We start from the raw sequence: 25698 nt of genomic DNA, 5'->3' as shown, positions 1-25698 counted from the left end.
TCAAGGAGCTCCGGTTGGAATTGCTTAAGTTCCTCTCCGACCGTTCTGGACTTTCCGTGCCGGCAGCCAACGACTTGGAGGCCCGCTGATGTCTCTACGCCCCCCTTCTGGTTGGACGAGCGCTACCGCTGCCGAAGCAGCCTTCGATGCACTTGGCCACGAGATCCTGGCCGAGAAGGCGGCCGCGCTCGGCCGCGCCGGGCAGAAGGTCGAGGAAACGCTGGCAAGGCTGCGTGACAATGCCGACGAACAGATACGCTCGATGCTCCTGAAGGATGCCGCCAAGGCGGTGCACGCCTATTTCATCCAGCGCGAACTGTGCGGCCTTCGACGACATGATGCCGTCATCCGCGAATACAACATCCCAAAGGCCGTGCTGGTCAGGCTTGGCGCCATGTAGGGCCGGAGCCTGCAGCGCTGATTTCCCTGTGAAATCTCGCCAGGCGGATGGCGAGCGCTTCGGGGTTCTCGTCGGCGACGAAGTGTCCGCTGCCGGCGATGACGTCGCCCTCGACATTTGACAGCCCTGCTGTCCGCAGCCCATCGACATAGTCGCCGATGTCGCCGGACTCGGCCGCCCCCCTCAGATACAGTACCGGGATCGCGATCGGCTGCTTGGGCGCAAGCGCGTTGGCTTTGGCGTCTTCGGGGAAGGCGCGGTACCAGTCGAAGCCGGCCTGAAGGCTTTCCGGCCGGGAGTAGGCTCTTGCGTAGATTTCCCTGGCCTCCGCTGGGATCGATGCCCGATCCTTCGAAAGCGCATTGAAGAAGAAGTCGAAATAGGCGCTCTGATGGCCGCTCACCAGCGTTTCCGGCAATGCCGGGACCGCATGAAACGCAAAATGCCAGATCATCGGATTGCGAATGACCTCCTCCCACGGCGCGACACCCGGAACGACGACATCCATGATCGCCGCGCCAGAAAGAATCTCGGGATGGTCACGCAACAGAGCGAACACGATCTGGCCGCCGACATCATGGCCGGCGGCCACGAGTTGGCGCAGCCCGCAAGCCTCGGCAACGCCCCTCATCAGCCTCGCCAGGGTTTTCTTGTCGGCGGCCTTGGGCATGCCTTGCGAGCCGCCGATGCAGGGCAGGTCGGGTGCGACGACCCGGTAGTCGGCGGCCAGCCGGCCGATCACGCGTTCGAACGCGTAGGAGCTTTGCGGCCACCCATGCAGCAGGAGGAAGGCAGGTGCATCGGCCGAGCCTGCCTCGCGGATGGCGATGCTCAGCCCTTCGATTTCGATGTTTGAGGTTCGCATGTCCTGCACGTCCTGGCCCGCTGCCCACGCCATAGATTTAGGCGGCAATCGGGAACTCGACAGGGCTATGCCGGATTCACTCCAGCCATTCGGTGATGAACGTGCCGTTCTCGTGGATGTCCGTCGTTTCCAGCGGGCCCGGACCGAGATTGGTGAATTTGTGCGGCGTGTGGGGCGGCACGATCAGGATCTGGCCGGCTGTGGCCTCGATTTCCCGGTCGCCGACCGTGAACAGGCCGGTGCCCTGGCGGATGATGAAGATCTCCGCGTAGGGATGGGAGTGCAACCGGGGGCCGCCGCCGACATCGGGCAGGTGGTTGAAGATCAGGCAGGAGTTGGAGCCATAGGCGCCGCACTGCAGTTCACCCTTCCAGCGGTCGCGGCGAACGGCCCATTCCTCGCGATCGATGACGTGTGCCATGCAAGCAAGGATAGATCACAGCGGCGTCCTCTGTCGAGGCGAACCGGGGCATTGGATTTGCGGTTGTTTCCCGGTTGTTTAGCCGCCTTTTGCGACCATTCGCCGCCTTGCCGCGCAGTGGCGGATTTTGTCCCCGCGACAATCTGCCCTTGTGCCTTCACCCGTCTGGACAAAAACGGGCTTCACGCATAAACCGAAGTCCAAATGCCGGAGGAATTCGCTAGCCTGTTCGCCATGCGCTGTCGGGTTGGCGTGATTGAGCGGGGAACAGGCTCGGCCACCGGCGCGGAAGAGGCGAAAGGATCAGGCACCCGTGAGCGCAACCGATACCCACGATCCCAACCGTCGAGATTTTCTCTACGTCGCCACCGGCATGGCAGCCGTGGTCGGCGCCGGTGCCGTTGCCTGGCCCTTCATCGACCAGATGCGCCCCGATGCCTCGACGCTGGCGCTTGCCTCGGTCGAGGTCGATGTCGCCTCGCTGACGCCGGGCATGTCCTTGATCGTCAAGTGGCGCGGCAAGCCGGTCGTGGTGCGCAACCGCACCGAACAGGAAATGAAGGACGGCGAGGCCGTCAAGCTCTCCGATCTCAAGGACCCGATCGCCCGCAATGCCAACCTTCCGGCCGACGCGCCGGCGACCGACGCTAACCGCACCACGCCCGGCAAGGAAGCCTGGATGGTGATGGTTCAGGTCTGCACCCATCTGGGCTGCATTCCGCTCGGCCAGGAAGGCGATTTCGGCGGCTGGTTCTGCCCGTGCCACGGCTCGCAATACGATACCGCCGGCCGCATCCGCAAAGGCCCGGCGCCCGAGAACATGGCTGTGCCGGTATTCAAGTTCATTTCCGATACCAAGATCCTTATCGGTTGAGGCAGGGGATATTTCGATGAGCGAGGGACACTCGACCTACACGCCCAAGACCGGTATCGAACGCTGGTTCGACGCCCGCATGCCGCTGCCGCGGCTGGTCTATGACAGCTTCGTCGCCTATCCGGTGCCGCGCAACCTCAACTATGCCTGGACCTTCGGCGGCATCCTGTCGATCATGCTGGTGGCGCAGATCCTGACCGGCATCGTGCTGGCCATGCACTACACGGCCGACACCAATCTAGCCTTCGGCTCGGTCGAGAAGATCATGCGCGACGTCAACTCCGGCTGGCTCCTGCGCTACATGCATGCCAACGGCGCTTCGTTCTTCTTCGTCGCCGTCTATATCCACATCTTCCGTGGCCTCTATTACGGCTCCTACAAGGCGCCGCGCGAACTGCTCTGGATCCTGGGCTGCATCATCTACCTCCTGATGATGGCGACCGGCTTCATGGGCTACGTGCTGCCATGGGGACAGATGAGCTTCTGGGGCGCCACCGTCATCACCGGCTTCTTCAGCGCCATTCCGCTGGTCGGCGACTGGATCCAGCAGCTGTTGCTGGGCGGCTTCGCCGTCGACAACCCGACGCTCAACCGCTTCTTCGCGCTGCATTACCTGCTGCCGTTCATGATCGCCGGCGTCGTCGTGCTGCACGTCTGGGCGCTGCATGTCGTGGGCCAGTCGAACCCGACCGGCATCGAGGTCAAATCGAAGACCGACACCGTCGCCTTCACCCCTTACGCGACCATCAAGGACGCGTTCGGCATGATCGTGTTCCTGTTCTTCTTCGCCTATTTCGTCTTCTACCTGCCGAACTATCTCGGCCATCCGGACAATTACACGGTCGCCAACCCGCTGAAGACCCCGGCCCATATCGTGCCGGAATGGTACTTCCTGCCATTCTACGCGATCCTGCGCGCCATCACCTTCAACATCGGGCCGATCAACTCCAAGCTCGGCGGCGTGCTGTGCATGTTCGGTGCCATCGTCATGCTGTTCCTGGTGCCGTGGCTCGACACCTCCAAGGTGCGTTCGGCGGTCTACCGGCCCTGGTATAAGCTGTTCTTCTGGCTGTTCGTGGCCGATGCCATCCTGCTCGGCTGGCTGGGCTCGCAGCCGGCGGAAGGCAGCTATGTGTTCATGGCGCAGATGGCGACGCTGTTCTACTTCGCCTTCTTCCTGATCGCGCTGCCAGTGCTCGGCCTGATCGAGACGCCGCGCAGGGTGCCGAACTCGATCACCGAGGCGGTGCTCGAAAAGAACAAGGGTGGCAGCGGGCATCCGGCGGGCGCCACGGCCGCACCAGAGACCAAGGGCTAGAGCATGATCCCGAAAAGTGGGAACCGGTTTTCCCGGACAAACGGAACCGTTTGTCCAGAGATCATGCTCAAACAGGAAGACAGAGCGGTAGAGAATCTAAGGGGATTTGGCATGAAAAAGATTCTCACCTCGCTGGCGCTGATCGGCCTTGTGGCTGCCGGTGTTGGAACTGGAGGCACTTGGGCATTCGCCGCCGAAGAGGCGCACAATGCAGCCGCACCGACGCATTTCCCGATCGACGAGCCGAAGGAGATGAACTGGAGCTTCACCGGCCCGTTCGGCACCTATGACAAGGCGCAGCTGCAGCGCGGCCTGAAGGTCTACAAGGAAGTCTGCTCGGCCTGTCACTCGATGAATTTGGTGGCGTTCCGCACGCTGTCGGACCTCGGCTACAGTGACGCCCAGATCAAGACGCTGTCGGCCGAATACACCATCCATGACGGCCCCAACGATGCCGGCGACATGTTCGACCGTCCCGGCAAGCCGTCGGACCATTTCCCGGCGCCGTTCGCCAACGAGGAAGCCGCCGCTGCCTCCAACGGTGGCGCTGCCCCGCCGGACATGTCGCTGCTGGCCAAGGCGCGCGGCGTCGAGCGCGGCTTTCCGCAGTTCGTCTTCGACATCTTCACCCAGTATGACGCGGGCGGCCCCGACTATATCCATTCGCTGCTGACCGGCTACGATCAAACGCCGCCGGCCGGAATGGTCATCCCCGAGGGTACGCACTACAACCCGTATTTCATGTCGGGCGTGTCGCTGAAGATGCCCAAGCCGCTCTCCGACGGCCAGGTGACCTATGATGACGGCTCGCCGCAGACCGTCGACCAGTATTCCCGCGACGTGGCCGCCTTCCTGACATGGGCCGCCGAGCCGCACATGGAAGACCGCAAGAAGATGGGTTTCCGCGTGCTGGTGTTCCTGCTGCTGTTCGGCGCGCTGGTCTATCTGACCAAGCGCAAGGTGTGGGAAGGCATCGCCCACTGAGCGGGGCGGGCATAGCAAAATGCAGGGGGCGCCGAGAGGCGCCCTTTTTGCGTCCGGTGACGGTCATGTCACATGGCCGTCACTGCATCTGGCGATCCTGCGGCATTCTCGAACAAAGGATCGCTCCATGAAGAAATACGCATCGCTCGCGGCTGGTCTGCTGCTGCTGGTCATCGGCTCGGCCGCCCAGGCCGAAGACGCAAAACCCTTCGTCACCAACAAGGACGTCGACCTGACGATGATCCTGCCGCCTCCACCGGCGAACGGTTCGGCCGAGACCAAGGCCGAACTCGGCGAGGTGCTGACGCTGCAGGTGACGCGTACGCCCGAGATGGAAGCCCGCGCCGTCGCCGATGCCGAGGAGAATGTCTGGCGCTTCGCCGATGTCATGGGGCCGAATTTCACCGCGGAAAAGCTGCCGAAATTCAGCGCTTTCTTCGACCGCGTCGTGGCCACAGAAGGTGCTGTCGTCGACCCGGCCAAGGATGTCTGGAAACGTCCGCGCCCGCACCAGCTCAGCGATCTCGTCAAGCCGGCGGTCAAGCTGTCGAGCTCCGGCTCCTGGCCGTCCGGCCACGCCACTGTCGGCACCATGATGGGCATCATCCTGGCCGACATGGTTCCGGAGAGGCGCGCCGAGATCATGGCGCGCGCGGCCGAATACGCCCACAACCGCGTTGTCGGCGGCATCCATTATCCGTCCGATGTCGAGATGGGCAAGATTTCCGGCAGCGTCATTGCCGCGGTCCTGCTCAACCGGGACGATTTCAAGGCCGAATATGAGATTGCCAGGGCCGAGCTGCGTTCCGACCTCGGCATGTAAGACTTCGCCGGCAATCTCGGCAGAGAGGGGCGCTTCAGGCGCCCCTTTTCGTGTTCACGGCCGTGCTCTATGGGGAGTTCAGCAATTAGTTCGTTGGCAGGGCCGCATCTGGTTGATATTTCAACAGCGGCAAAGGCTTCGTCAGCCATGGCCTTGGAAATCGATGATGCGGCTCAGCGACTGTCACAATTTTTCCGATTTCCGGCGGATGGCGCAGCGAAGGCTGCCGGGGCCGATCTTCAATTACATCGATGGCGCGGCCGATGACGAGGTCACCTATCGCCGCAACACCGCAAGTTTCGAAAGCTGTGACCTAGTCCCCAACGTCCTGCGCGGGGTGAGCGAGATCGACATGTCGGTGACCGTCATGGGTCAGAAATTGGCTATGCCGTTCTATTGCTCACCGACTGCCCTGCAGCGGCTTTTCCACCATCAGGGCGAGAGGGCGGTCGCCAAAGCCGCGGCCAAATACGGCACGATGTTCGGTGTTTCCACGCTCGGCACCGTCAGCCTCGAGGAAGTGCGCAGGATCAGCAGCAGCCCGCAGATCTACCAGTTCTACTTCCACCGAGATCGCGGCCTCAACCGGGCGATGATGCAGCGGGCAAAGCAGGTTGGCGTAGAAGTGATGATGCTGACCGTCGACAGCATCACCGGGGGCAATCGCGAACGCGACAAGCGCACTGGCTTTGCCATTCCCTTCAAACTCAACCTTGCCGGCATGGCGCAGTTCGCGCTGAAGCCGGCTTGGGCAGTCAACTATTTCGCCCATGAGGGCTTCAAGTTGCCGCAGCTCGACGAACATGTCGACATGGGCGGCGGCACGATGTCGATCAGCCGCTACTTCACCGAGATGCTCGATCCTTCGATGACCTGGGACGATGTCGCCGAGATGGTCAGGCAGTGGTCGGGTCCGTTCTGCCTCAAGGGTATCATGTCGGTGGAGGATGCCAGACGCGCCGTCGATATTGGCTGCAGCGGCATCGTACTGTCCAACCATGGTGGGCGGCAGTTGGATGGCTCGCGGGCGGCATTCGACCAGCTTGGCGAGGTCGTCGATGCCGTCGGCGACAAGATCGACGTCATCATGGATGGTGGCGTGCAGCGCGGCACCCACGTGCTGAAGGCACTGTCGCTCGGGGCCAAGGCCGTCGGCATCGGCCGTTATTATATGTTTCCTCTGGCGGCGGCCGGCCAACCGGGTGTCGAAAGGGCGCTCGAGCAGATGCGGGTCGAGGTCGAACGCGGCATGAAGCTGATGGGCTGCAGTTCGATCGGGCAATTGTCGCGCTCCAATCTCCGTTTCAGATAGTCGGAGTCGGACGGACCATCGCGGATCATGCGGATGCGGAATATGGCTGGGTCGGCGAGATCGATCCCTTGCCAGATGCGGCTTGTTTCAGCCGCCACATCGCGCTAGCCGTTGTCGGTCGCGCCGGGTTACGATCGCACCCTGCCGCCTTTCACGCGTATCAGTTGGATCATCCGGAGAGCCGTCTCATGAAACCCTCGCTCGAAGACACGCTGCTGGCGTCGATCCGCACCATCCCGGACTATCCCAAGCCCGGCATCCTGTTTCGCGACATCACGACGCTGCTTGGCAATGCGCGCGCCTTCCGTCGCGCCATCGACGAGCTGGTGCATCCCTATGCTGGCCAGAAGATCGACAAGATCGCGGGCATCGAGGCGCGCGGCTTCATCCTTGGCGGCGCCGTCGCCCACCAGCTCTCAGCCGGCTTCGTGCCGATCCGCAAGAAGGGCAAGCTGCCTTACGAGACCGTGCGCGTCGCCTACAGTCTGGAATACGGGCTGGACGAGATGGAGATGCACAAGGACGGCGTTGCCCCTGGGGAGAAGGTGATCCTCGTCGACGACCTGATCGCCACCGGCGGCACGGCGGAGGCGGCGGTCAAGCTCTTGCGCCAGATCGGCGCCGACATCCTCGCCGCCTGCTTCGTCATCGACCTGCCGGACCTCGGCGGCCGCGCCAAGCTGGAAGCGCTCGGTGTGCCGGTGCGGACGCTGATCGGGTTCGAGGGGCATTGAGGGAACAGTTCTTCCTTCTCCCCTTCTTGTGGGAGAAGGTGGATCGGCGCGCAGCGCCGAGACGGTTGAGGGGTGGGTGACGGAGTGCCGTCGGCGCCAAGCTGGAACACCCCTCATCCGACCGAGCTTCGCTCGGCCACCTTCTCCCGCAAGGGGAGAAGGAAGAGCGCCCAGCGCCACTACTCCGTCTTCATGAGCACGGCGCTCTCGAACTCCAGCACCTTGTCGCCGGCCGAGGCGAAGGCCTCGCAGCGCAGCGTCAGCAGGCGCCAGCCGGGGCGCGAGGCGATCGGGCGGTGGGAAAGGGCGGTGCGCGTGAAAGTGACGGTCTCGCCGGCGTAGACTGGCTTCAGCCATTTCAGGTTCTTGAAGCCGGGCGAGGGGCCGAATTCGGGGACCAGGCCGGGGCCGTTCCAGGCAGCGCCCCCGGTGTCCATGCCGGCTTCGAGATTGAGTTTCATCCAGGTGGCGGCCGTATGCCAGCCGGACGCGCAGAGGCCGCCGAGCACGCTCTTCCTGGCGGCTTCCTCGTCGATATGGAAGATCTGCGGGTCGTATTTGCGGGCGAAGGCCTTGATCGCCTCGGGCTCGAATGTGTGCGAGCCCAGCGTCACGGTGGCACCGATGCGGAAGAATTCGTCCAGGGTCATGCCAGGCTCCCCGCGGCCTCACGCGTGAGGAACATGACGGAATTCTCAAGCTCGAAAACGCTTTCGCCGCGCTGGTTGAACAGTTCGCTGCGCATGGTGACGAAGCCCAGTTGCGGCTTCGATTTCGACAGGCGCTTGGCGACGACCACGAGGCTGCCGGTGAGCTGGTCGCCGGCCAGGACCGGCTTCTTCCATTTGACTTGGTCGACGCCGGGCGCGCCCTGGCAGGTGGAGTCCAGCAGGAAGGCATCGCACAGCATGCGCATGAACATGGCGCAGGTGTGCCAGCCCGAGGCCGCCAGCCCGCCAAGGATGCTGGCCTTGCCGGCGTCCTCGTCGAGATGCATCGGCTGGGCGTCGAACTCCCGCGCGAATTCGACGATCTCGGCGGCACTTACCAGCTTGGTGCCGAGGTCGAGCGAGGTGCCCTCGACGAAATCCTCGTAGGCCCAGGTTTTTGCAGTCATGGTCTGAAATCCGGCTCAGGAATCCGCGATCCGCAGGATCGGGCATCCCGGATGCAGGCAGGGCGCGGTTTGGTCAAGTTATTTCTGGTGCGCCAACAACAGGCATTGGACCCGTGGTGAGCAATCAAAGCCAGCCGCGCCGGCGGAAATACCAGAAGGGCAGGATCGCCGACAGGATCATCAGGCCGATGGCGAAGGGATAGCCAAGCTGCCATTTCAGCTCGGGAATGACGTCGAAATTCATGCCGTAAATGGAGGCGACCAGCGTTGGCGGCAGGAAGATGACAGCGGCAACCGAGAAGATCTTGATGATGGCGTTCTGCTCGATCGAGATCATGCCGAGCGTGGCGTCGAGCAGGAAGGAGATCTTCTGCGATAGGAAGGTGGCGTGGTCGGCAAGCGACAGCACGTCGCGCGACAAGGTCTTGATGCGGGCGCGGATATCCTTGCTCATCCTGGTCTGGGTGGCGACATGGGCGAGGAAACCGGCGAGGCGCTGCAGCGAGATCAGGCTGTCGCGCACGGAAGAGGCGATGTCCTCCTTGCGGCCGATGGCTTTCAGCAGCTCCTGGAAGTCGCGGTTGCGCTTCGACGCCTTGGTCGAGGTCGCCTGGAAGATGTCACGCGAGATCACTTCCACGTCGCGGCCGGCGCGCTCGAGAATGTCGGCAAGGCGATCGACGATCGCTTCCAGCAGGCCGATCAGGATGGTGTCGCCGCTGGTGCATCCGGTCGCCGCCTTCTCCGCGCGCAGCGGAAAGGTCTTGAACGCCTTCGGTTCGTGGTAGCGCACCGTGATCAGCCTGTTGCCGGCGAGCGCGAACGTGACCGGCGACATCAGCGGATCGTCGACCTCGGTCTGGGCGGGCAAGGTGGCGGTCATGAAGTAGGCGCCGTCCTCGATGTAGAGGCGGCTGGAAATCTCGATCTCCTCCATCTCCTCGCGGGTCGGGATGGCGATGCCGAGCCAGCTTTCAATGGTGACCTCTTCCTCCTTGGTCGGATTGACGAGATCGGCCCAGACCACCTTGTCGCCATTGGCCTGGAGGTCGTCGGTGAGGGGCAGGCGATCATTGTCGACGACGAAGGCCTTGATCATCGCCAGATCTCCCCTGCTGGATCAAAGGGCGGTTGGATTGATGTCGGATTGCACGGCTCTTCGTCGCACGCGCCGAGCGTGTGCCCGCCGCTTAGACCCGTGCCATGACAAAATCAAGACAAGTGGCCATTGGACGGGATGGCACCAGAGTTCGGAGATACGCCGATAATGCATCGCCGCGGGATGGCGACGATGCTTGGGATGCTAGCGCGCCAGCATCACGTGTTGAACTTGAACAGCATGATGTCGCCGTCCTGGACGACATATTCCTTGCCTTCATCGCGTGCCTTGCCGGCTTCCTTGGCCGCCACTTCGCCGCCCAGCGTGACGAAGTCGTTGTAGGCGATGGTCTGGGCGCGGATGAAGCCGCGTTCGAAATCGGTGTGGATGACGCCGGCGGCCTGCGGGGCCTTGTCGCCCTTGTGGATGGTCCAGGCGCGCGTCTCCTTGGGCCCGACGGTGAAATAGGTGATGAGGTGCAACAGCTCGTAGCCGGCGCGGATCACCTTGTTCAGGCCCGGCTCGTCGAGGCCGAGCGAGGACAGGAACTCCATCTCCTCTTCGTCCGAGAGCTGGGCGACTTCGGCCTCGATCGCGGCCGAGATCACCACGGTGCCGGCGCCCTGGGCGGTCGCCATCTTTTCCACGGCCCTGGTGTGTTCGTTGCCGGTGGCGGCATCGGCCTCGGCGACGTTGCAGACATAGAGCACGGGATGCGAGGTCAACAGGTTCAGTCCCTGCAGGATGCGCAGGTCCTCGGCCGAAATGCCCTTGAGCAGGATGCGGGTCGGCTTGCCGGCCTGCAGCAGTTCGAGCGCTGCCTCCATCATCGGCAGCACGGCCGTCGCTTCCTTGTCCTTGGTCGAAGCGCGCTTGCGGAATTGCACGATACGGCGCTCGAGGCTGTCGAGGTCGGCAAGCATCAACTCGGTTTCGACCGTCTCGGCATCGGCGACGGGGTCGATGCGGCCCTCGACATGGGTGATGTCGTCATCCTCGAAGCAGCGCAGCACGTGCACGATGGCGTCGACCTCGCGGATGTTGGCGAGGAACTGGTTGCCCAGCCCTTCGCCCTTCGAGGCGCCGCGCACCAGGCCAGCGATGTCGACGAAGGAGATGCGGGTCGGGATGATCTCCTTCGACTTTCCGATCGCGGCGATCTTGCCCAGCCGCGGATCGGGCACCGCGACCTCGCCGGTGTTCGGTTCGATGGTGCAGAAGGGATAGTTGGCGGCCTGCGCCGCCGCCGTTCTGGTCAACGCGTTGAAGAGCGTGGACTTGCCGACGTTGGGCAAGCCAACGATGCCGCATTTGAAACCCATTTTTGTCCGGTCCTATCGGGAATTCGAAATTTGATGAGGGCTATGGGCGATAGGGGGGAGGAACGTCAAGCCCCGCGGTCGCGCGGGGAGGGCCGCGAAAGGCCGCATCGCAGGGCGATCGGCCGTTTTGAGCAGTTCGAGCCGCGCTTTTAGGACGCTACTTCACGTCGATGGTGACCGGCTGAACGGCCCGGACAGTGTCTTCCCACGGCCGCTTCAGTTCAAAGCGAAGCTGGATCTGTCCAGGCTTCCCGCAGGAGACCGCGAAACGCTGCAAGGTTGTGCCGCCTATCCCCGTATCATCGGGCTTGCTCTCAATCTGGGTGATGGTGCAGCCCTCCGGCGCCGGCGGAACCGACCAGACGACGCCCGCGCCAGGCGTCGCCGGCAATTCCACGACAATCTGCTCGCCGATTGCGGGTTGGAAATTCATGGTCGCTCGTTCGTTCGCCATCGCTTCTTCCTTTGTGGCGACGGGGGGGGGGGGGGGCGGGGCGCCGCGCCCGCCGCCCCCCCCCCTTCCGATCCCATCACCGTCGCCTCAGTTCCAGCCGTTGCTGGGAGCCGTCTGCCAACGATGATATAGGGCGAGATCCGTGCCGCGCACGAAGACTTCCATACGGCCGTCCTTGTTGTTGACGATCGCGGTGTCGCCGACGATGCCGCCACCCAGCGATGCCCAGCCGCTCCAGCCATTGCTCGGCGCGGTCTGCCAGATGTGCCAGCAGGCCCCGTCAGTGCCACGAGCGAAGATTTCCATGCGCCCGTCGGCATTGTGGCCGAGCGCCGGCGCGCTGGTGATGATGCCGCCCAGCGATGCCCAGCCGCTCCAGCCATTATTGGGCGCGGTCTGCCAGATGTACCAGAGCGCATTGTCGGTGCCGCGCCCGAACACTTCGAGGCGGCCGTCCTTGTTCTGGCCAACGGCAAGGTCGCTGGTCAAAATGCCACCCAGCGAGGCCCATGAACTCCAGCCATTGTTGGGGGCTGTCTGCCAGAGATGCACCACTGCCCCGTTGTTGGCACGGGCGAAGACCTCGATGCGGCCGTCCTTGTTGTTGGAAGCTACCGGATTGCCCGATATCTGGACGCCGAGCGAAGCCCAGCCGCTCCAGCCCCGTTGCGGGCCGCCTTGCCAGATGTGCCAGAGGCCGCCGTCATTGCCCCTGGCGAAGACTTCTACCCGTCCGTCGACATTGCGCACCGCACTGGGGTCGCTGGTGATGCCGCCGCCTAGCGAAGCCCAGCCGCTCCAGCCGCTGCTGGGCGCGGTCTGCCAGATGTGCCACAGGGCGCCATCGGCTCCCCTGGCGAACGCCTCAAGCCGGCCGTCGGCATTGCCGATGACGGCCGGGGTGCTGGTGATGATGCCGCCCAGCGATGCCCAGCCGCCCCAGCCATTGTTGGGCGCAGTCTGCCAGATGTGCCAGAGCGCGTTGTCGGTGCCGCGCGCGAAAACCTCGATGCGGCCATCTTTGTTGTTGCCGGCGACGGCTTCGGTGGTGAGCTTGCCGCCCAACGGCTGCCAGCCGGACGATGGCAGGATGATGCCGGTTGCACCGTACATCGGGTACAACTGGCCGTCATACTTGAAGTCGTCATAGCTGATCTTGCCAAAGCCGCCGATGCCCCAGGTCGTGTCCCACGAGTTCTTGACGATCCAGCACTGCTCCGCCTCGGAATAGCCGATGACGAGAACGCAGTGGCCGCCGGCGACATCGCCGGTGACGTGGTGGTAGATGCCGCCGGAATAATTGAAGAAGTCATTGTAGACGGTGAAGCAGCCGGCGACCGGACCGACGCTGCTGAGGTGGTTCTTGATCGCGTTCGCATCCACCAGCTTGTGCACGGCCGTCAGCTTGCTGATGCGCGCCGGACGGTTCGGCGCGGCGTGGCAGGCAGGCGGGCCGCTCCAGATATCGTTGTTGGGGAATGCCGACGGGTAGGGGAAGCCGGCTTCGTCGCAGACGCCGCGTCCCTTGATCTGGTCGAGGCACTGGTCGGGCCACCAGCCGCCGCAATTGGCGCCGTGCGATGAGCAGAAATGCGAGTCGGCTTCCGACAGGTCGAACCAGCGGCCGGTCTCGATATGCGACATCGCCTCGATAAGGCCGACGGAACCAAACGAGACGCAGGAGCCACATCCGCCCTGGTTCTTGACCGGGGTAATATGATTGCCGTTCTTGTTGCGCCAGTCGACGGCGGGCGCAAACCCCGGCGCCGCGGCAAGCGACGGCGGCTGGTTGCGTGCCGCCGCGAGCAGGGCGATGGCTTCATCGCTGGGAATGGCGCCCAGCATCTGGAGGCGTTTTTTGGGGTCCATCAGCGAGATCGGGGTTTCGGCCGCCCGCCATCTGGCATTGTTGGTTGCCAGGGCGCTGCTCAGCGCAGAGAACGTCAAAGGAGTTCGGGCCATGAACAGTTCCCTCGTGTCGGTGAAAACGTGCGACTGCCCGGCAAAGCCGAAAGGCATGCGACAACCACACTTTGCATCCATGACCTTCGGCAGGGTCATGGTCTGTGAGGGATTTCACTATTGGATATGCTGACGGCGCATCGGCGGCCCAAGCCGCATCGGTCGGCAAGCTTGAGGCCGTGCTCGCTGCTTCCGCGGGGCAAATCCAGACAAATTCAGGCAGCTCTATGCAGGCGATCGCGTGGTCAGGGATGCATCAGCCGTGGCGGTCTGAAATTGTCAGCCGGCGTTCGTTCGCTCCGGGAATGATCGCCCGGCGGCAGCCGTTTCAGCCGTCGTTTTTGCCGAACAGCTTTTTCAGCATGGCGGCCATCGGGCCACTTTCCGGTAGCTTGGCCGGTGCCTGCTGCGGGCGCGCCTGGCGGATGTGGCTCTGGGCCTTAGGGCCTTGCACCTTGGGGGCCTTGGGCGGCGGGCGGTCATCGTCGCCGGTCGGCACGAGCTTGTCGCGCAAGGCGAGCGTCACCCGATTCATGAAGGAATTGTCGTCGCCCTTGGCCAGCAAGCCGGCATCGTCGGCTATGGTGTCGAGCAGAACGTCCAGCCATTCGCGGTCGGCCTTGGCGAAGTCACCGAGGACATGGCCATGCACCATCTCCTTGACGCCGGGATGGCCGACGCCGATGCGAACACGGCGGAAGTCCTTACCGACATGCTGGTCGAGCGAGCGGATGCCATTGTGGCCGCCGGAGCCGCCACCGACCTTGACCCGAACCTTGCCCGCTGCAAGGTCGATCTCGTCGTAGAAGACGGTGAGTGCCTCGGGGCCAAGCTTGTAGAAGCGCAGCAATTCGCCGACCGACTGGCCGGACAGGTTCATGAAGGTCTGCGGTTTGATCAGGATGATCTTTTCGCCGCCGAGTGTGCCCTCGGCGATCAGGCCCTGGAATTTCTTCGCCCAAGGCGAGAAGGAATGGCGGCGGGCGATTGCGTCCGCCGCCATGAACCCGACATTGTGCCGGTTGTCAGCGTATTTCGCGCCCGGATTGCCGAGGCCTGCAAAGACAAGCGCTGTCTTCTCTGGCATCGTCAGCTCCAGGCGTGAAAGAGTTACTTCTCTTCGGCGGCCGGAGCCGCTTCCGGTGCAACCTCGACCGTCTCTTCCGTCTCCGGCTTCATCGCCGACGAACCGGCAATGGTTGCGACGGTGAAGTCGCGGTCGGAGATCACCGGCTTGACGCCGGCCGGCAGCTTGACCGCCGAGATGTGGATCGAATCGCCGATGTTGGTGCCGGTGAGATCGATGGTGATGAACTCCGGGATCGCATTGGCCGGGCAGTGGAACTCGACTTCGTGCCGCACGATGTTGAGCACGCCGCCGCGCTTGATGCCGGGCGACTTGTCCTCATTGATGAAGTGGACAGGCACGTCGACATTGACCTCGGTGTCCTTGCCGATGCGCAGGAAGTCGACATGGACAGGGAAATCCTTGACCGGGTCGAGCTGGAAGTCCTTCGGCAGGACCTGGATCTTCTTGCCGTCGACATCGATCGTGGCGATCGTGGTCAGGAACCCGCCGCCATGGATCTTGTAGTAGATGTCCTTGTAGGTGAGAGCGATCGCCAGGGGAGGCTGCTTATCACCATAGATTACTGCAGGCACTTTACCGTTGCGGCGAACTGCACGGGCGGACCCCTTACCGACCTGTTCGCGCGCTTCGGCCTTGAGCTCGTAAGTATCGTGGCTCATGGCTTTTCCTTTCGCGTGTTATGGAGCGTTTGCGGCGGGCAATATGCCCAAGCCGTAAACGTCGAAAGCCGCCAGTCCTGGATTTCCGAATGCCGGCAGCCGCTCACGCGGACCTTTGTTCGGGATCACAAGGGGAAGGCAGCCTTCCGCCGCGTTGCCTCCAAGGGTGTCTACGCGGGTGGCGGCTCTATAGCCGAAGGCGGGCAGGCGTGCAAGCCGGGGCTGGGCAGTCGCCAGCCCGCCTGGTTCTGATCGCGGATCGACGCCTCACGCAGCGCCTGGATCTGCCGGTTCAGGGCGTCAAGCTCAGCCAGCGCCGTGCCCGAGCCTCGGGCAACAGCCGATGGTAGCACTACTGCCGCGACATGAGCTTAAGCCACTGGCGGCGGAGCTTCTGGGTCAAAGTGCGTTTGGGTCGTGCTCGGGAGGTGATCTGCACGCGCCAGTCCGGAATATCCCAGTCCGGAACATAATTGCCGGGTTCCGTGCTTGCTGCCCGAACCTTCAGCGCCAGCCATGTCATGTCGACAGGCGCGCATCCATTGGCCAGCAACCGGTTGGTGAGCATATGCTCATTGAGAATGGCCCGGGCCTTGCTCTCGAAAAACGGCAGCGTTTCAGGCGTAAGATCGAACCTGGAATGCCAGACAGTCCATTTGCTGCCTCCGTCGCCGGTGAGCCAACGCAGCAAAAACCGCTGACATCCTTGCGAGATCGGCGCGTCTTCACGGAAGGGCTGCCGGGGGTTCCCGCTGAAAATCGGGGTGTTCCTGCCGACGCTTACCAAAGATCCCAGGCTGCTGAGTTGTCGTGGGCGCATCAAGATGAACGAACTGCGGAGCCATGCCTGCGAAGCGATTCCGAAAATCGAGATAGCCTCGTCGTGAAAATCAATGCGGCCCAGCGCCCCTTGTAAGCCAAGCAGCGACCGTAACGAACCGCGATCAATCAACTTGAGATGGTCAGGTGTGGATGCCGCGAAGGCCGAAGTGGCCAAGTGAACCAGATCGTAGTCATGAAGTTTGGCACCGATATGATTGATGCCACAGTCCCACGCCGAGAACTCCCAATCGACGTTCGACGCGCCGATCAGTTCGACCTCGCGGTCGAGATCGGAGCCATGACCGACCGGCAGCGAATTGTCGATCACGAGCATGCGATGCGCGACGTCCGGCAACTGGTGGGCGAACATAGCTCGCAAGTCCTGCCATGCGGTCGGATACTTCTGGGTCCCGTGACGCACCAGAAGGGTCAAAACACGAAGCGGGGGAGCGTGCATGTCGAATCCAGGCGCACCGTTTTCCAGCGTCAACGCCTTCTTCCCGTCAAGTGCGAACGGATCTTTTTCAACGTCTTCTCGAGGTGGGATGGCGGCTTCGGTCGAACTGTCGGTCTAGCGGCTTGGGCGGACGTTTGACGGCGGTCGGACCTCAACGGGTTGTGAAATGCTTCCATCTCCTTACGGACGGCGGCGAATATCGCCTCTCCCTCAGGGCCGCCGCGGGTCTCCCAGAGCTTCGCTCGGTCGGCAATGTCGTAGGTTGCCTCCAATTCCGAGCAGACGGCGGCAAATGCCGCGTCGCCATCCAGGCCGTCCTGCGCTTCCCATAGCTTTACCCGGTCCACTATATCGTAGACTGCCCGCAGCAACGCGGTGGCGACGACATAGTCCGACCGCGACCTGGATTGGGCTAGCCAGTAAGCTATGCGCTTTTGCGCGAAAGTCTCCAAAGGGGTGCTGGCGTCGAAGAACGAGACCCTGTCTCGCTCGCTCGTATAGCGATTGGTTTTTTCGATCCACTGATGCGCGTCGCGATGCGACAAATTGTGGATGCACACGCCTCCATCATGCGGGACATCGTAGATCTCGCCCGTTATTCGTCCGACCTCTTCATGCAGCGTCGAAACGAATTCCGCCGCGCCGCGGCGAAAGGCGCGCACATTGTAGGACGGCCAGTAATACGCATCATCATCGTGGCGTCCCATAATGTATTCACGCTTGGGGATGCGAAACACGCCAGCCGGGTGGGAGCCGGCATTTTCCCTGACCCAGCGAATGGCTTCGACGCTGAGGCATTCGTCGTGATCCAGATAAAGGATGAAGTCGTGCGAACATGCATCGTAGGCGACAAACCGCGTCTCGGTGGGCAATGGCGACCACGGTACGGAAATAACTTTATCGGCAAAGGCTGCCGCGACAGCCGCGGTGCCGTCAGTGGACGATTTGTCGACGACAATGAGCTCATCGACAAAGCGCAAAGAACGCAAGCAGGTCTTGAGAATTTTCCCGCTGTTGTAGGTTATGACGAAGCCACTTATTTTGGGGTTGTTGATACCCATTTACCCACCTTTTTCCCCAAATTTGCTCGCGCAATACCCTATAGTAGAATAGAAAGCCTATAGGTCATTCCGCATGAATCGGCTGTTCCAGTTTCGTCCCGTGCGAGCCTGAACACAAGAAGACGAACCTGCCGTCCTATTCGCTGATCAACGCGTCACGCAACGCTTGGATCTGCCGGTTCAGGGCGTCCAGCTCGGCCAGCGTCATGCCCGAGCGCTCGACCAGGGTTTCGTTCAGGCAGTTGCACTGGACGAGCAGCGAGCGTCCGGCCGATGTCAGGTCGACCTGCACCTGGCGCTCGTCGGTCTGGCTGCGCTGGCGGGTGACCAGCCCCGCCTGCTCCATGCGCTTCACCAACGGTGTGATGGTGCTCGATTCCAGAGCGAGCCGGAGGGCGATGATGCCGACCGACATGCCGTCGGCCTCTCCAAGCGCGTTGAGCACCAGATATTGCGGATAGGTGATCCCCATCTCGTCCAGCATCGGCTTGTAGGTGCGGTTGATTGCCATCGAGGTGGCATAGAGCGTGAAGCAGAGCTGATTGTCCAACGGGAGAGGCACGACGCATTCCTTGCCGATTAATCACGAGATGCATACCACGAAAAATGATATCGCGATACATATTTTTATAGACAAGGCCTTCGAGTTGCGTTAGCGGTATCGAAGTCGCGACATTGTTTATCGCGATAACAATTAAAGGAGATTTGAGATGGCTTCGCAGACAAAGTCTGGCTCGGGCAGCGGCACGTTCACCACCAAGGATGGCACGCAGATCTACTACAAGGACTGGGGAACCGGTCAGCCCATCGTCTTCCATCACGGCTGGCCGTTGAGCAGCGATGATTGGGACGCCCAGATGCTGTTCTTCCTGGCGCAGGGCTACCGCGTCATCGCCCATGACCGGCGTGGTCACGGCCGTTCGACGCAGACCGATGTCGGCAACGAGATGGACACTTACGCCGCCGACGTCGCGGCACTTGTCGCGCATCTCGACCTCAAGGACGCCATTCATGTCGGCCATTCGACCGGGGGCGGCGAAGTGGCGCGTTATGTGGCGCAGTACGGTGCCGGCGGGCGCGTCGCCAAGGCGGTGCTGATCGGCGCGGTGCCGCCGATCATGCTCAAGACATCAGCCAATCCCGGCGGCCTGCCGATCGAGGTGTTCGACGGTTTCCGCGCCGCCCAGGCCGCCAACCGCGCCCAGTTCTTCCGCGATGTTCCGGCCGGCCCGTTCTACGGCTTCAACCGTCCGGGTGCAGAGGTGTCGCAAGGCATCATCGACAATTGGTGGCGCCAGGGCATGATGGGCGGCACCAAGGCGCATTACGATTGCATCAAGGCCTTTTCGGAAACCGACTTCACCGAGGATCTGAAGGCAATCGACGTGCCGGTGCTGGTCATGCATGGCGACGACGACCAGATCGTGCCGATCGCCGACTCGGCGCTGCTGTCGATCAAGCTGCTCAAGAAGGGCGAGCTCAAGGTCTACAAGGGTTTTCCGCATGGCATGGCGACAACCCATGCGGACGTCATCAACGCCGACCTGCTGGCCTTCTTCAAGGCATAAGGCCGTTCGGATCGAAAAAAGCACCCGCCGTCTGGTGGGTGCTTTTCCTTGTGTGGGTTTCCGGTCTGATCTAGGCGGCCGCCTGTGCCTTCCTGGCTTCCTTCATGTTGGGCAGGAACACGGTCAGCAATCCAAGAAACGGCAGATACGAGCAGATCTGGAAGACGAAATCGATGCCCTTCATGTCGGCGACGACGCCGAGCACGGCAGCCGCGATGCCGCCCATGCCGAAGGCGAAGCCGAAGAAGATGCCGGCGATCATGCCGACGCGGCCGGGCACAAGTTCCTGGGCGAAGACGACGATGTTGGAGAAGGCCGAGGACAGGATCAGCCCGATCAGCACCGTCAGAACCATCGTCCATTCCAGATTGGCGTAAGGGAGCGCCAGCGTGAACGGCAGCACGCCGACGATCGAGAACCAGATCATCGCCTTTTGCCCATAGCGGTCGCCGAACGGGCCGCCGAGCAGGATGCCGAGCGCCGAGGCGCCGAGGAACAGGAACAGCATGACCTGCGACATCTGCACCGAAACGCCGAACTTATGGATGGAATAGAAGGTATAGTAGCTGGCGAGGCTGGCGATATAGGCGTTCTTGCTCAGCACCAGCAGCGTCAGCACGATCAGCGCGTTCATCACCTTGCGGCGCGGGAAGGGCGAGACGAAGCTTGCCGCCTTGCGATTGCCTTGCGCGGCGCGCAGGCGGCTGTACCAGCCGCCGACCTGCCACAGGATGACGATGCCGATCAGCGAGCCGACGGCGAACCAGGAGATGCTGGTCTGGCCGAAGGGCACGACGATGAAGGCCGCTAGCAAGGGGCCCATCGACTGGCCGAAATTGCCGCCGACCTGGAACAGCGATTGTGCCAGGCCGAACCGGCCGCCGGAAGCGAAGCGGGCGATGCGCGAGGATTCCGGGTGGAAGATGGCCGAACCGATGCCGATCAGCGAGGCGCCGATCAGGAGCAGGTAGTAATGCCCGGCATAGGCCAGCACGACCAGGCCGATCAGCGACGAGGCCATGCCGTAGGGCAAGGAATAGGGCATCGGCCGCTTGTCGGTGACCATGCCGATGATCGGCTGCAGCAGGGATGCCGTCACCTGGAAGGTGAAGGTCAGCAGGCCGATCTGCCAGAAATCGAGACCGTAATTCTCTTTCAGAAGCGGATAGATGGCCGATAGCAGCGACTGCATGATGTCGTTGATGCAGTGGCACAGGCTCACCGCCAGGATGACGGTGAAGGCCGTCGCCTGGGCTGAAGCGGCCGTCGCGGGGGAGGCGACGCTGGTGGCTGTCGTATCGGTCAAGATAGGCTCCGTGGTCTTTTTGGCGGGCACGCCCGCAGGCAATCTGACGGACGCTCCTGCGGCCGCCTTAGGGACGGTTGCCTTATAAGCTGCTTGCCGCGCGACTTCTTTCGTGGTTTGGTCCAATAGTTTCGCGAGTGGGCCATACAAGATGCCGCATGGCAGGGAAATCTTTCGCGCCGGCAATACCGACCTCGGCAAATTGCACGAAAGCCGCTGGCAGTGGCTGGAGCAGGTGGCCGGGCCGGCCGTGGCGTTGCCGACCGAATATCCCGACGGTTACCACGTGCCCCAGCACCGCCACAGCCGCAGCCAGTTGCTCCATGCGCTGGTCGGCGTCGTGCTGGTGACGACGCGGCACGGGCGCTGGATGGTGCCGCCCGACCATGCGATGTGGATTCCGGCCGGCACCGAGCATTCCGTCGAAATGCTGGGCGATGTCTCGATGCGCTCGGTCTATGTCATGCCGGGCGCGATCGCCGGACTGCCCGAAGGGTTGCGCGTCGTCGGCGTCACCGACCTGATGCACAGCCTGATCGTGGAATCGGAGAAGCTGCCGCAGGGCGGTGAGCTGGAAGGGCGCGGCGGGCTGATCATGAACCTGCTGCTGCACGAAATCCCGACCTTGCCGGAGCGGCCGCTCGGGCTGCCGTTCCCATCCGATCCGAGGCTGGCGGCGCTCTGCCGGCGCTTCGTCGCCGCGCCCTCGCCGCACGCGACGATCGACGAGTGGGCCGACGCCGCCGGCATGAGCCGCCGCTCCTTCACCCGCGCCTTCCAGCGCCAGACCGGCCTGTCGCTGTCGACATGGCGCCAGCAGGCCTGCCTGTTCGCCGCGCTGCCGAGGCTCGCCGATGGCGAGCCGATCACCAGGGTGGCGCTCGATCTGGGCTATGACAGCGTGCCGGCCTTCATCACCATGTTCAAGCGGATGCTCGGCACCTCGCCGCGCGGCTATATGCGCGGCGCACGCGAAAGCGTGGAGGTCGCTCGTCGCCTTGGGGGTCCGGTTCGGCTGGAAAGCCCGGCGCTCTAGGACTGAGCTAATTGTCGTTATTTCCTCAGATATGCCGTCTCGCATACCGATATTTGGTCGACGTCCATGTGTCGGGTACCTGAAGTGTGGAAAACAATTCTCTGCTCAGGTGCCGCAACGGTTGTCAGCTTGAGGTAGCCTCATGCTGCGTTCGACCCAACTTACTGAGGAAAGATGATGCTCCTGGCAAAGTCGACCGAAATCTGCGAGAAAATCCTACGCAAGGGAATACAATACAATGTCGAGCACCGAATACTGCCGAGTGAAAATGCCATCGCAGAACGTCTTCTATCGCGAAGGGTGGAGTTGATCGATGTCTACCATGAACTCCAAGAGAAACTGCACGATCAGTATTATGCGCTGGAGACGTTCTTTGGCGCTCTTTTGACAGCTGCCGCCTTCTGGAACCCGGACAAACTTGATGCGGCCCGCAAAGGAAAGGAGCGGCTTGAGGCAGTAAACCGGCAGATCGCTACCAGGGCAGCGGGTTTGGCCTGTCTCTTTGACGAGAGATCCGATCTTCACAACCGTTCTCAATTCTACACTGACACACACTACGACGTATGCGGTGTGATTGAGGCTGCGGCGCGAGACAACCACCTCTTTAATTCCTGGGTTCGCGAAGAGTTCGATGGCTTAAGTGGACGATTCGATCTGAAATACTGGCCAACGCTGGGAGATTTCATACGGGAGCTGGCAGCTGACGCCAATAACGCTATCGCACTTCCTTCAGATCCGCTGACGGCAGCAGGAACGAAAGCGTCGCGGCCATCGCTATCAGATTTTTTCAAGGCATTTTTCGCCTCGATCGAAGAAAATAGCAGTGAGAATCACGGCCCGATGCCGAGCAGTTTCAAACTGACTGATAGCGCATACGCCTCGTTGGCGAATTCCGCTTTGGGTTTGCCGTTAAAGAGCATCGTCGATGCAGGATACGTGAAGCGGCTGCGTCAACGCCAACGAGAAGAAGACGGGAAGAAAGCTAGGACGTAGACTCATTAACACGTAGCCAGATCCGGATTGCGACGAGTTTGAGGGCGGCAAGATAGTTCTCAGCCAGCTTGTCGTATCGGGTCGCGATACGACGGAATTGCTTGGCCTTATTGAAAAAGCGTTCAACGAGGTTACGCGCCTTGTAGAGGAAGGGGCTGAAGCAGATCGCGTCCTTGCGGTTCGCCTTTGGCGGAATGTTGGCCCATGCCTTTCGTTCGGTGACAGCATTGCGCAAGGCGTTGGCATCGTAGCCCTTGTCGGCGAGTAGCATGGCACCCTCCGGCAATTCCTTGATCAAGTCCGCTGCGGAGGCGATGTCACTCATCTGGCCTGCCGTGAGCGTCAGCTTGATCGGCCTTCCTTGGGCGTCGACAAGAGCGTGGATTTTGGTTGTCAGCCCGCCTCGGGAACGACCGAGACAATGATCTCGATCCCCCTTTTTGCCGTCGCTCCCTGCTGATGGACGCGAACGATGGAGGTGTCGATCATCTGCACCGTGCCGTCGTGGGCTTTGGTGACGGCCTCCATGAGACGGTCCCATACACCTGCTTTCCGCCATCGCACGAAGCGATTATAGCAGGTGGTGCGCGGGCCGTATCGCTCCGGCAAATCACGCCACGGCGCACCCGATCGCAGCACCCAGAAGATGCCATTCAGCACGCGTCGGTCGTCTACGCGCGGGCACTCCTCTCGACTTGTTGGGCAACAGCGGCTTGATCGCGCGCCATTCGAAGTCGGTCAAATCATATCGGCTCATGCGAAGTCTGAATCAGACTTCGCCGCAATATGAAAGCCTCAGTGGAACTCTCTCACCACCTCGATAGGCCCGATGATCGCGGCGTTAAACGTTTCAAGCTCTTCCGCGGGTATCCAGTATTCTCGTAGCGCTCGGCCACCTGCCTCCTGCGCGTTGTATTGTTCCAGGAAGTCACGGCGCACCTCAAAGCGCGTGACGAAACCCGCACCGCTTTGAGGCACATTCCAATCACGAGCGATCCTGATTGCATAGTCTTCCGACAGCACGGGATAGAAAATCGGCTGATCCGGCAAGCGCGGTGGGAACGAACGCATACCGCTTTCGCGGATAAGCGCGAGTTCGGCTGGGCCAACCGGCCGCCACAGTGTGATCGTGTCAGGCTTCATAGTGCGACGTTAGCCGGTGGCGTGTCACCTTTCCACCATCCACCGCATTTGTGAGTTCACGGCCTAGGTGAGCGGTGCGCCTAACGACAGCTTTGATCCGTGTGAGGGCAGCCCCATCGAAAGCTGAAACCGTTTATGGTTCGGTGCACGGTAGTGCTAATCGAAAAGGCTCGATACCGATTCCTCGGTCGCGGTACGCGAGATGGCTTCGCCCATCAGGTCGGCGATCGAGATGACGCGGATGTTGGGTGCGTCGAGCACGGCCTGCGTCGGCTGGATGGAATCGGTGATCACCAGTTCCTGCAGCTTCGAGCCGCTGATGCGGGCTACCGCTCCGCCCGACAGCACGCCATGGGTGATGTAGGCGGTGACGCTGGTGGCGCCGTTGGCCAGCAACGCGTCGGCGGCATTGCACAGCGTGCCGCCGGAATCGACGATGTCGTCGATCAGCAGGCAGTCCTTGCCGGCGACCGCGCCGATGATGTTCATGACTTCCGATTCGCCCGGGCGCTCACGGCGCTTGTCGACGATGGCGAGTTGGGCGTCGAAGCGCTTGGCCAGCGCGCGGGCCCGCACCACGCCGCCGATGTCGGGCGACACCACCACGACATTGCCGAGCTGCTTGTATTTCGCCTTCACATCGCGGGCCATCACCGGCACCGAAAACAGGTTGTCGGTCGGAATGTCGAAGAAGCCCTGGATCTGGCCGGCATGCAGGTCGAGGGTCAAGACGCGGTCGACGCCGGCGCGGGTGATCATGTTGGCGACCAGCTTGGCCGAGATCGGAGTGCGGCCGGAGGCGCGCCGGTCCTGCCTGGCGTAGCCGAAATAGGGGATGACCGCCGTAATGCGTTTTGCCGACGAACGCATGAAGGCATCGATCATGATGAGCAGTTCCATCAGGTGATCGTTGGTCGGGAACGAGGTCGACTGCAGGATGAAGACATCCTCGCCACGCACGTTTTCCTGGATTTCGACGAAGATTTCCTGGTCGGCGAAGCGCCTGACCGTGGCCTTGCCCAGCGGGATGTTGAGATAGCGGGCGACCGCTTCGGCCAGCACCCTGTTGGAATTGCCCGCGAAGAGTTTCATGCACCGTTCCTGGTGGAGGATGGAGAACCCGGACAGACTCTCCTGCACCTTTTAACCGGGCTTTTAGCGGCCCGCGCCGGTATTGCAAGCGCCGAGATGGGGAATCCGCCGGCTAAGCCTAGGAAAACTTCACGCTCATCACTGGCGGGCAACACCTCAGCCGGCCTTGCCGCCGAGAAACGCCGTGAACTGGTCGATCGTCTGGTCGGCGATCGCCTGCATGGTGGCCGGCGCCACCGCTTTCCAGGCGTCGGCGCTGCCGCCGGAATTGACCGAAGGCGCTTTCATCTGGCCATTGATGCGGTGCAGCCGGTTGCCGGCCGGGTCGTAGACATCCCAGACATAGATGACGGTGGTGTCCTTGCCTTCGGAGATCGCCGAGAAATAGCCCTTGAGCACATGGGTTGCGGTCTGATCCTGGCTGCCGGCCAGCGTGATGCCACGCTGCTTGGCCCGCGTCTGCAGTTCGGCCGTCAGCGGCGTGGCGGCTTCCACCGAAGCGCCGACGATCGGCGCGATCTGCAGGCGTGTCTTCGACAGGATGGCAGCGCTTTGGGCCGACGTGAGCGGCGCGGTTGCGCCGGCCGTGGTGGTCGCAGGAGCGCCGGCGGTGGTGGTGGCCGTCGATGACGGCGCGGGAACAGTGGCCGCGCCTTGCGCTCCCGGCGCCGAGGCCGCCGGCGGGGTGATGGCGGAAGGTTCGAGAACGTCCTTTGCGTTGGTGCAGGCGGCAAGAGCCAATGCCACAAGCAATGACACGGTCGTCACATGCGATCGTCTCATTTG

At 62.3% G+C, this 25698-nt stretch carries 27 protein-coding genes and 1 pseudogene; 10 read left to right on the top strand and 18 right to left on the bottom strand.

All coding sequences use genetic code 11. From position 1 onward, the window contains the following. Window positions 1–88: 88 nt before the first annotated feature. Window positions 89–400, top strand: coding sequence for a DUF6665 family protein (locus LB577_RS18075; protein ID WP_224687727.1), 312 nt, complete (start codon window positions 89–91; stop codon window positions 398–400). Here LB577_RS18075 and LB577_RS18070 read toward each other — a convergent pair. Both LB577_RS18070 and LB577_RS18065 read right to left on the bottom strand, forming a co-directional pair. Next, window positions 381–1265, bottom strand: coding sequence for an alpha/beta fold hydrolase (locus LB577_RS18070; RefSeq protein ID WP_224687726.1), 885 nt, complete (start codon window positions 1263–1265; stop codon window positions 381–383). The two genes, LB577_RS18075 and LB577_RS18070, sit on opposite strands and share 20 nt — an antisense overlap. 76 nt (window positions 1266–1341) lie before the next feature. Beyond that, entirely contained in the window at window positions 1342–1686 is a 345-nt protein-coding gene (locus LB577_RS18065) for a cupin domain-containing protein (protein ID WP_224687725.1), read from the bottom strand. 313 nt (window positions 1687–1999) lie between these two features. Here LB577_RS18065 and petA point away from each other — a divergent pair, with 313 nt between their 5' ends. The 6 genes from petA (at window position 2000) to LB577_RS18035 (ending at window position 7731) form a co-directional block, all read left to right on the top strand. After that, window positions 2000–2560, top strand: a complete 561-nt coding sequence (gene petA, locus LB577_RS18060) for a ubiquinol-cytochrome c reductase iron-sulfur subunit (RefSeq protein WP_013893469.1) — start codon at window positions 2000–2002, stop codon at window positions 2558–2560. A 16-nt stretch (window positions 2561–2576) separates the two neighbouring features. After that, window positions 2577–3878, top strand: coding sequence for a cytochrome b (locus tag LB577_RS18055; protein WP_013893470.1), 1302 nt, complete (start codon window positions 2577–2579; stop codon window positions 3876–3878). Between the two features lie 111 nt (window positions 3879–3989). Next, window positions 3990–4862: a cytochrome c1 gene (locus LB577_RS18050; protein ID WP_023768033.1), complete on the top strand. Its 873-nt coding sequence runs from the start codon at window positions 3990–3992 to the stop codon at window positions 4860–4862. A 127-nt stretch (window positions 4863–4989) separates the two neighbouring features. Beyond that, window positions 4990–5685, top strand: coding sequence for an acid phosphatase (locus LB577_RS18045; RefSeq protein ID WP_224687724.1), 696 nt, complete (start codon window positions 4990–4992; stop codon window positions 5683–5685). Window positions 5686–5851: 166 nt separating this feature from the next. Beyond that, window positions 5852–6997: an alpha-hydroxy acid oxidase gene (locus tag LB577_RS18040; RefSeq protein WP_224687723.1), complete on the top strand. Its 1146-nt coding sequence runs from the start codon at window positions 5852–5854 to the stop codon at window positions 6995–6997. Window positions 6998–7185: 188 nt separating this feature from the next. Continuing rightward, on the top strand, window positions 7186–7731 hold the full coding sequence (locus LB577_RS18035; RefSeq protein ID WP_013893474.1) for an adenine phosphoribosyltransferase: 546 nt from the start codon (window positions 7186–7188) through the stop codon (window positions 7729–7731). A gap of 179 nt (window positions 7732–7910) precedes the next feature. Here the strand turns inward: LB577_RS18035 and LB577_RS18030 are convergent, their stop codons facing one another. The 11 genes from LB577_RS18030 to LB577_RS17980 all read right to left on the bottom strand — a co-directional run bounded on the left by LB577_RS18030 (window position 7911) and on the right by LB577_RS17980 (window position 18336). After that, window positions 7911–8381, bottom strand: coding sequence for a MaoC family dehydratase (locus LB577_RS18030; protein WP_224687722.1), 471 nt, complete (start codon window positions 8379–8381; stop codon window positions 7911–7913). Next, the gene (locus LB577_RS18025; protein ID WP_224687721.1) at window positions 8378–8848 is read right to left on the bottom strand and encodes a MaoC family dehydratase; all 471 of its coding nucleotides are present in this window, start codon (window positions 8846–8848) and stop codon (window positions 8378–8380) included. Before LB577_RS18025 ends, LB577_RS18030 begins: the two co-directional genes overlap by 4 nt. A gap of 124 nt (window positions 8849–8972) precedes the next feature. Next, window positions 8973–9947 carry a magnesium/cobalt transporter CorA gene (corA, locus tag LB577_RS18020; RefSeq protein WP_224687720.1) on the bottom strand — a complete coding sequence of 325 codons (975 nt, stop codon included), beginning with the start codon at window positions 9945–9947 and terminating at the stop codon, window positions 8973–8975. Between the two features lie 218 nt (window positions 9948–10165). Then, entirely contained in the window at window positions 10166–11269 is a 1104-nt protein-coding gene (gene ychF / locus LB577_RS18015) for a redox-regulated ATPase YchF (protein WP_224687719.1), read from the bottom strand. Between the two features lie 157 nt (window positions 11270–11426). Next, the gene (locus tag LB577_RS18010) at window positions 11427–11723 is read right to left on the bottom strand and encodes a protease inhibitor I42 family protein (RefSeq protein ID WP_224687718.1); all 297 of its coding nucleotides are present in this window, start codon (window positions 11721–11723) and stop codon (window positions 11427–11429) included. A gap of 87 nt (window positions 11724–11810) precedes the next feature. Continuing rightward, window positions 11811–13685, bottom strand: coding sequence for a C1 family peptidase (locus LB577_RS18005; RefSeq protein ID WP_224687717.1), 1875 nt, complete (start codon window positions 13683–13685; stop codon window positions 11811–11813). Between the two features lie 328 nt (window positions 13686–14013). Next, window positions 14014–14772 carry an aminoacyl-tRNA hydrolase gene (gene pth / locus LB577_RS18000; RefSeq protein ID WP_224687716.1) on the bottom strand — a complete coding sequence of 253 codons (759 nt, stop codon included), beginning with the start codon at window positions 14770–14772 and terminating at the stop codon, window positions 14014–14016. A gap of 23 nt (window positions 14773–14795) precedes the next feature. Continuing rightward, entirely contained in the window at window positions 14796–15434 is a 639-nt protein-coding gene (locus LB577_RS17995; RefSeq protein ID WP_023768833.1) for a 50S ribosomal protein L25/general stress protein Ctc, read from the bottom strand. 352 nt (window positions 15435–15786) lie between these two features. Continuing rightward, a complete protein-coding gene (locus tag LB577_RS17990; RefSeq protein WP_224687715.1) occupies window positions 15787–16746 on the bottom strand; it encodes a hypothetical protein in 960 nt (319 codons plus the stop codon). Then, window positions 16743–17774 (bottom strand): glycosyltransferase, encoded by a 1032-nt coding sequence (locus LB577_RS17985; RefSeq protein ID WP_224687714.1) that lies wholly within the window; start codon window positions 17772–17774, stop codon window positions 16743–16745. Before LB577_RS17985 ends, LB577_RS17990 begins: the two co-directional genes overlap by 4 nt. Window positions 17775–17910: 136 nt before the next feature. Next, a complete protein-coding gene (locus LB577_RS17980; protein ID WP_224687713.1) occupies window positions 17911–18336 on the bottom strand; it encodes a MarR family winged helix-turn-helix transcriptional regulator in 426 nt (141 codons plus the stop codon). Between the two features lie 148 nt (window positions 18337–18484). Between LB577_RS17980 and LB577_RS17975 the strand changes: the two genes are divergently transcribed. Further along, on the top strand, window positions 18485–19342 hold the full coding sequence (locus LB577_RS17975; protein WP_224687712.1) for an alpha/beta fold hydrolase: 858 nt from the start codon (window positions 18485–18487) through the stop codon (window positions 19340–19342). A gap of 70 nt (window positions 19343–19412) precedes the next feature. On the opposite strand, the gene LB577_RS17970 is transcribed toward LB577_RS17975, so the two are convergent. Continuing rightward, the gene (locus LB577_RS17970; protein ID WP_031250357.1) at window positions 19413–20648 is read right to left on the bottom strand and encodes an MFS transporter; all 1236 of its coding nucleotides are present in this window, start codon (window positions 20646–20648) and stop codon (window positions 19413–19415) included. Between the two features lie 151 nt (window positions 20649–20799). On the opposite strand from LB577_RS17970, the gene LB577_RS17965 reads away from it, so the two are divergent. Together LB577_RS17965 and LB577_RS17960 are read left to right on the top strand one after the other, a co-directional pair. After that, on the top strand, window positions 20800–21684 hold the full coding sequence (locus tag LB577_RS17965; RefSeq protein WP_224687711.1) for an AraC family transcriptional regulator: 885 nt from the start codon (window positions 20800–20802) through the stop codon (window positions 21682–21684). Window positions 21685–21861: 177 nt separating this feature from the next. After that, entirely contained in the window at window positions 21862–22677 is an 816-nt protein-coding gene (locus tag LB577_RS17960; protein WP_224687710.1) for a hypothetical protein, read from the top strand. Here LB577_RS17960 and LB577_RS17955 read toward each other — a convergent pair. From LB577_RS17955 to LB577_RS17940, 4 genes and pseudogenes are all read right to left on the bottom strand, one after another. Further along, window positions 22667–23316 (bottom strand): annotated as a pseudogene (locus tag LB577_RS17955) (IS5 family transposase). The gene LB577_RS17960 and the pseudogene LB577_RS17955 sit on opposite strands and share 11 nt — an antisense overlap. Before the next feature lie 156 nt (window positions 23317–23472). Then, window positions 23473–23820 (bottom strand): ADP-ribosylation/crystallin J1, encoded by a 348-nt coding sequence (locus tag LB577_RS17950; RefSeq protein WP_224687709.1) that lies wholly within the window; start codon window positions 23818–23820, stop codon window positions 23473–23475. A 156-nt stretch (window positions 23821–23976) separates the two neighbouring features. Continuing rightward, the gene (locus LB577_RS17945; RefSeq protein WP_023768826.1) at window positions 23977–24912 is read right to left on the bottom strand and encodes a ribose-phosphate pyrophosphokinase; all 936 of its coding nucleotides are present in this window, start codon (window positions 24910–24912) and stop codon (window positions 23977–23979) included. Between the two features lie 156 nt (window positions 24913–25068). Beyond that, window positions 25069–25695 carry a hypothetical protein gene (locus LB577_RS17940; RefSeq protein ID WP_224687708.1) on the bottom strand — a complete coding sequence of 209 codons (627 nt, stop codon included), beginning with the start codon at window positions 25693–25695 and terminating at the stop codon, window positions 25069–25071. Window positions 25696–25698 lie beyond the last annotated feature (3 nt).

Source organism: Mesorhizobium sp. B283B1A, assembly GCF_020165735.1.
Classification (GTDB): domain Bacteria; phylum Pseudomonadota; class Alphaproteobacteria; order Rhizobiales; family Rhizobiaceae; genus Mesorhizobium; species Mesorhizobium opportunistum.
This window is presented reverse-complemented; position numbering and strand designations above follow the sequence as displayed.

Excerpts from the sequence above, each read along its gene's own strand:
- pth (WP_224687716.1), bottom strand. The coding sequence starts at position 14,772 with ATGCCAGAGAAGACAGCGCTTGTCTTTGCAGGCCTCGGCAATCCGGGC.
- LB577_RS17950 (WP_224687709.1), bottom strand. The coding sequence starts at position 23,820 with ATGAAGCCTGACACGATCACACTGTGGCGGCCGGTTGGCCCAGCCGAA.
- LB577_RS18040 (WP_224687723.1), top strand. The coding sequence starts at position 5,852 with ATGCGGCTCAGCGACTGTCACAATTTTTCCGATTTCCGGCGGATGGCG.
- LB577_RS17965 (WP_224687711.1), top strand. The coding sequence starts at position 20,800 with ATGCCGCATGGCAGGGAAATCTTTCGCGCCGGCAATACCGACCTCGGC.
- LB577_RS18010 (WP_224687718.1), bottom strand. The coding sequence starts at position 11,723 with ATGGCGAACGAACGAGCGACCATGAATTTCCAACCCGCAATCGGCGAG.
- LB577_RS17940 (WP_224687708.1), bottom strand. The coding sequence starts at position 25,695 with ATGAGACGATCGCATGTGACGACCGTGTCATTGCTTGTGGCATTGGCT.
- LB577_RS17995 (WP_023768833.1), bottom strand. The coding sequence starts at position 15,434 with ATGAGCCACGATACTTACGAGCTCAAGGCCGAAGCGCGCGAACAGGTC.
- LB577_RS17960 (WP_224687710.1), top strand. The coding sequence starts at position 21,862 with ATGCTCCTGGCAAAGTCGACCGAAATCTGCGAGAAAATCCTACGCAAG.
- LB577_RS17985 (WP_224687714.1), bottom strand. The coding sequence starts at position 17,774 with ATGGGTATCAACAACCCCAAAATAAGTGGCTTCGTCATAACCTACAAC.
- LB577_RS18050 (WP_023768033.1), top strand. The coding sequence starts at position 3,990 with ATGAAAAAGATTCTCACCTCGCTGGCGCTGATCGGCCTTGTGGCTGCC.
- LB577_RS18070 (WP_224687726.1), bottom strand. The coding sequence starts at position 1,265 with ATGCGAACCTCAAACATCGAAATCGAAGGGCTGAGCATCGCCATCCGC.
- LB577_RS18025 (WP_224687721.1), bottom strand. The coding sequence starts at position 8,848 with ATGACTGCAAAAACCTGGGCCTACGAGGATTTCGTCGAGGGCACCTCG.
- LB577_RS18075 (WP_224687727.1), top strand. The coding sequence starts at position 89 with ATGTCTCTACGCCCCCCTTCTGGTTGGACGAGCGCTACCGCTGCCGAA.
- LB577_RS18055 (WP_013893470.1), top strand. The coding sequence starts at position 2,577 with ATGAGCGAGGGACACTCGACCTACACGCCCAAGACCGGTATCGAACGC.
- LB577_RS18045 (WP_224687724.1), top strand. The coding sequence starts at position 4,990 with ATGAAGAAATACGCATCGCTCGCGGCTGGTCTGCTGCTGCTGGTCATC.
- corA (WP_224687720.1), bottom strand. The coding sequence starts at position 9,947 with ATGATCAAGGCCTTCGTCGTCGACAATGATCGCCTGCCCCTCACCGAC.
- LB577_RS18030 (WP_224687722.1), bottom strand. The coding sequence starts at position 8,381 with ATGACCCTGGACGAATTCTTCCGCATCGGTGCCACCGTGACGCTGGGC.
- LB577_RS18065 (WP_224687725.1), bottom strand. The coding sequence starts at position 1,686 with ATGGCACACGTCATCGATCGCGAGGAATGGGCCGTTCGCCGCGACCGC.
- LB577_RS17945 (WP_023768826.1), bottom strand. The coding sequence starts at position 24,912 with ATGAAACTCTTCGCGGGCAATTCCAACAGGGTGCTGGCCGAAGCGGTC.
- LB577_RS18005 (WP_224687717.1), bottom strand. The coding sequence starts at position 13,685 with ATGGCCCGAACTCCTTTGACGTTCTCTGCGCTGAGCAGCGCCCTGGCA.
- LB577_RS18035 (WP_013893474.1), top strand. The coding sequence starts at position 7,186 with ATGAAACCCTCGCTCGAAGACACGCTGCTGGCGTCGATCCGCACCATC.
- LB577_RS17975 (WP_224687712.1), top strand. The coding sequence starts at position 18,485 with ATGGCTTCGCAGACAAAGTCTGGCTCGGGCAGCGGCACGTTCACCACC.
- ychF (WP_224687719.1), bottom strand. The coding sequence starts at position 11,269 with ATGGGTTTCAAATGCGGCATCGTTGGCTTGCCCAACGTCGGCAAGTCC.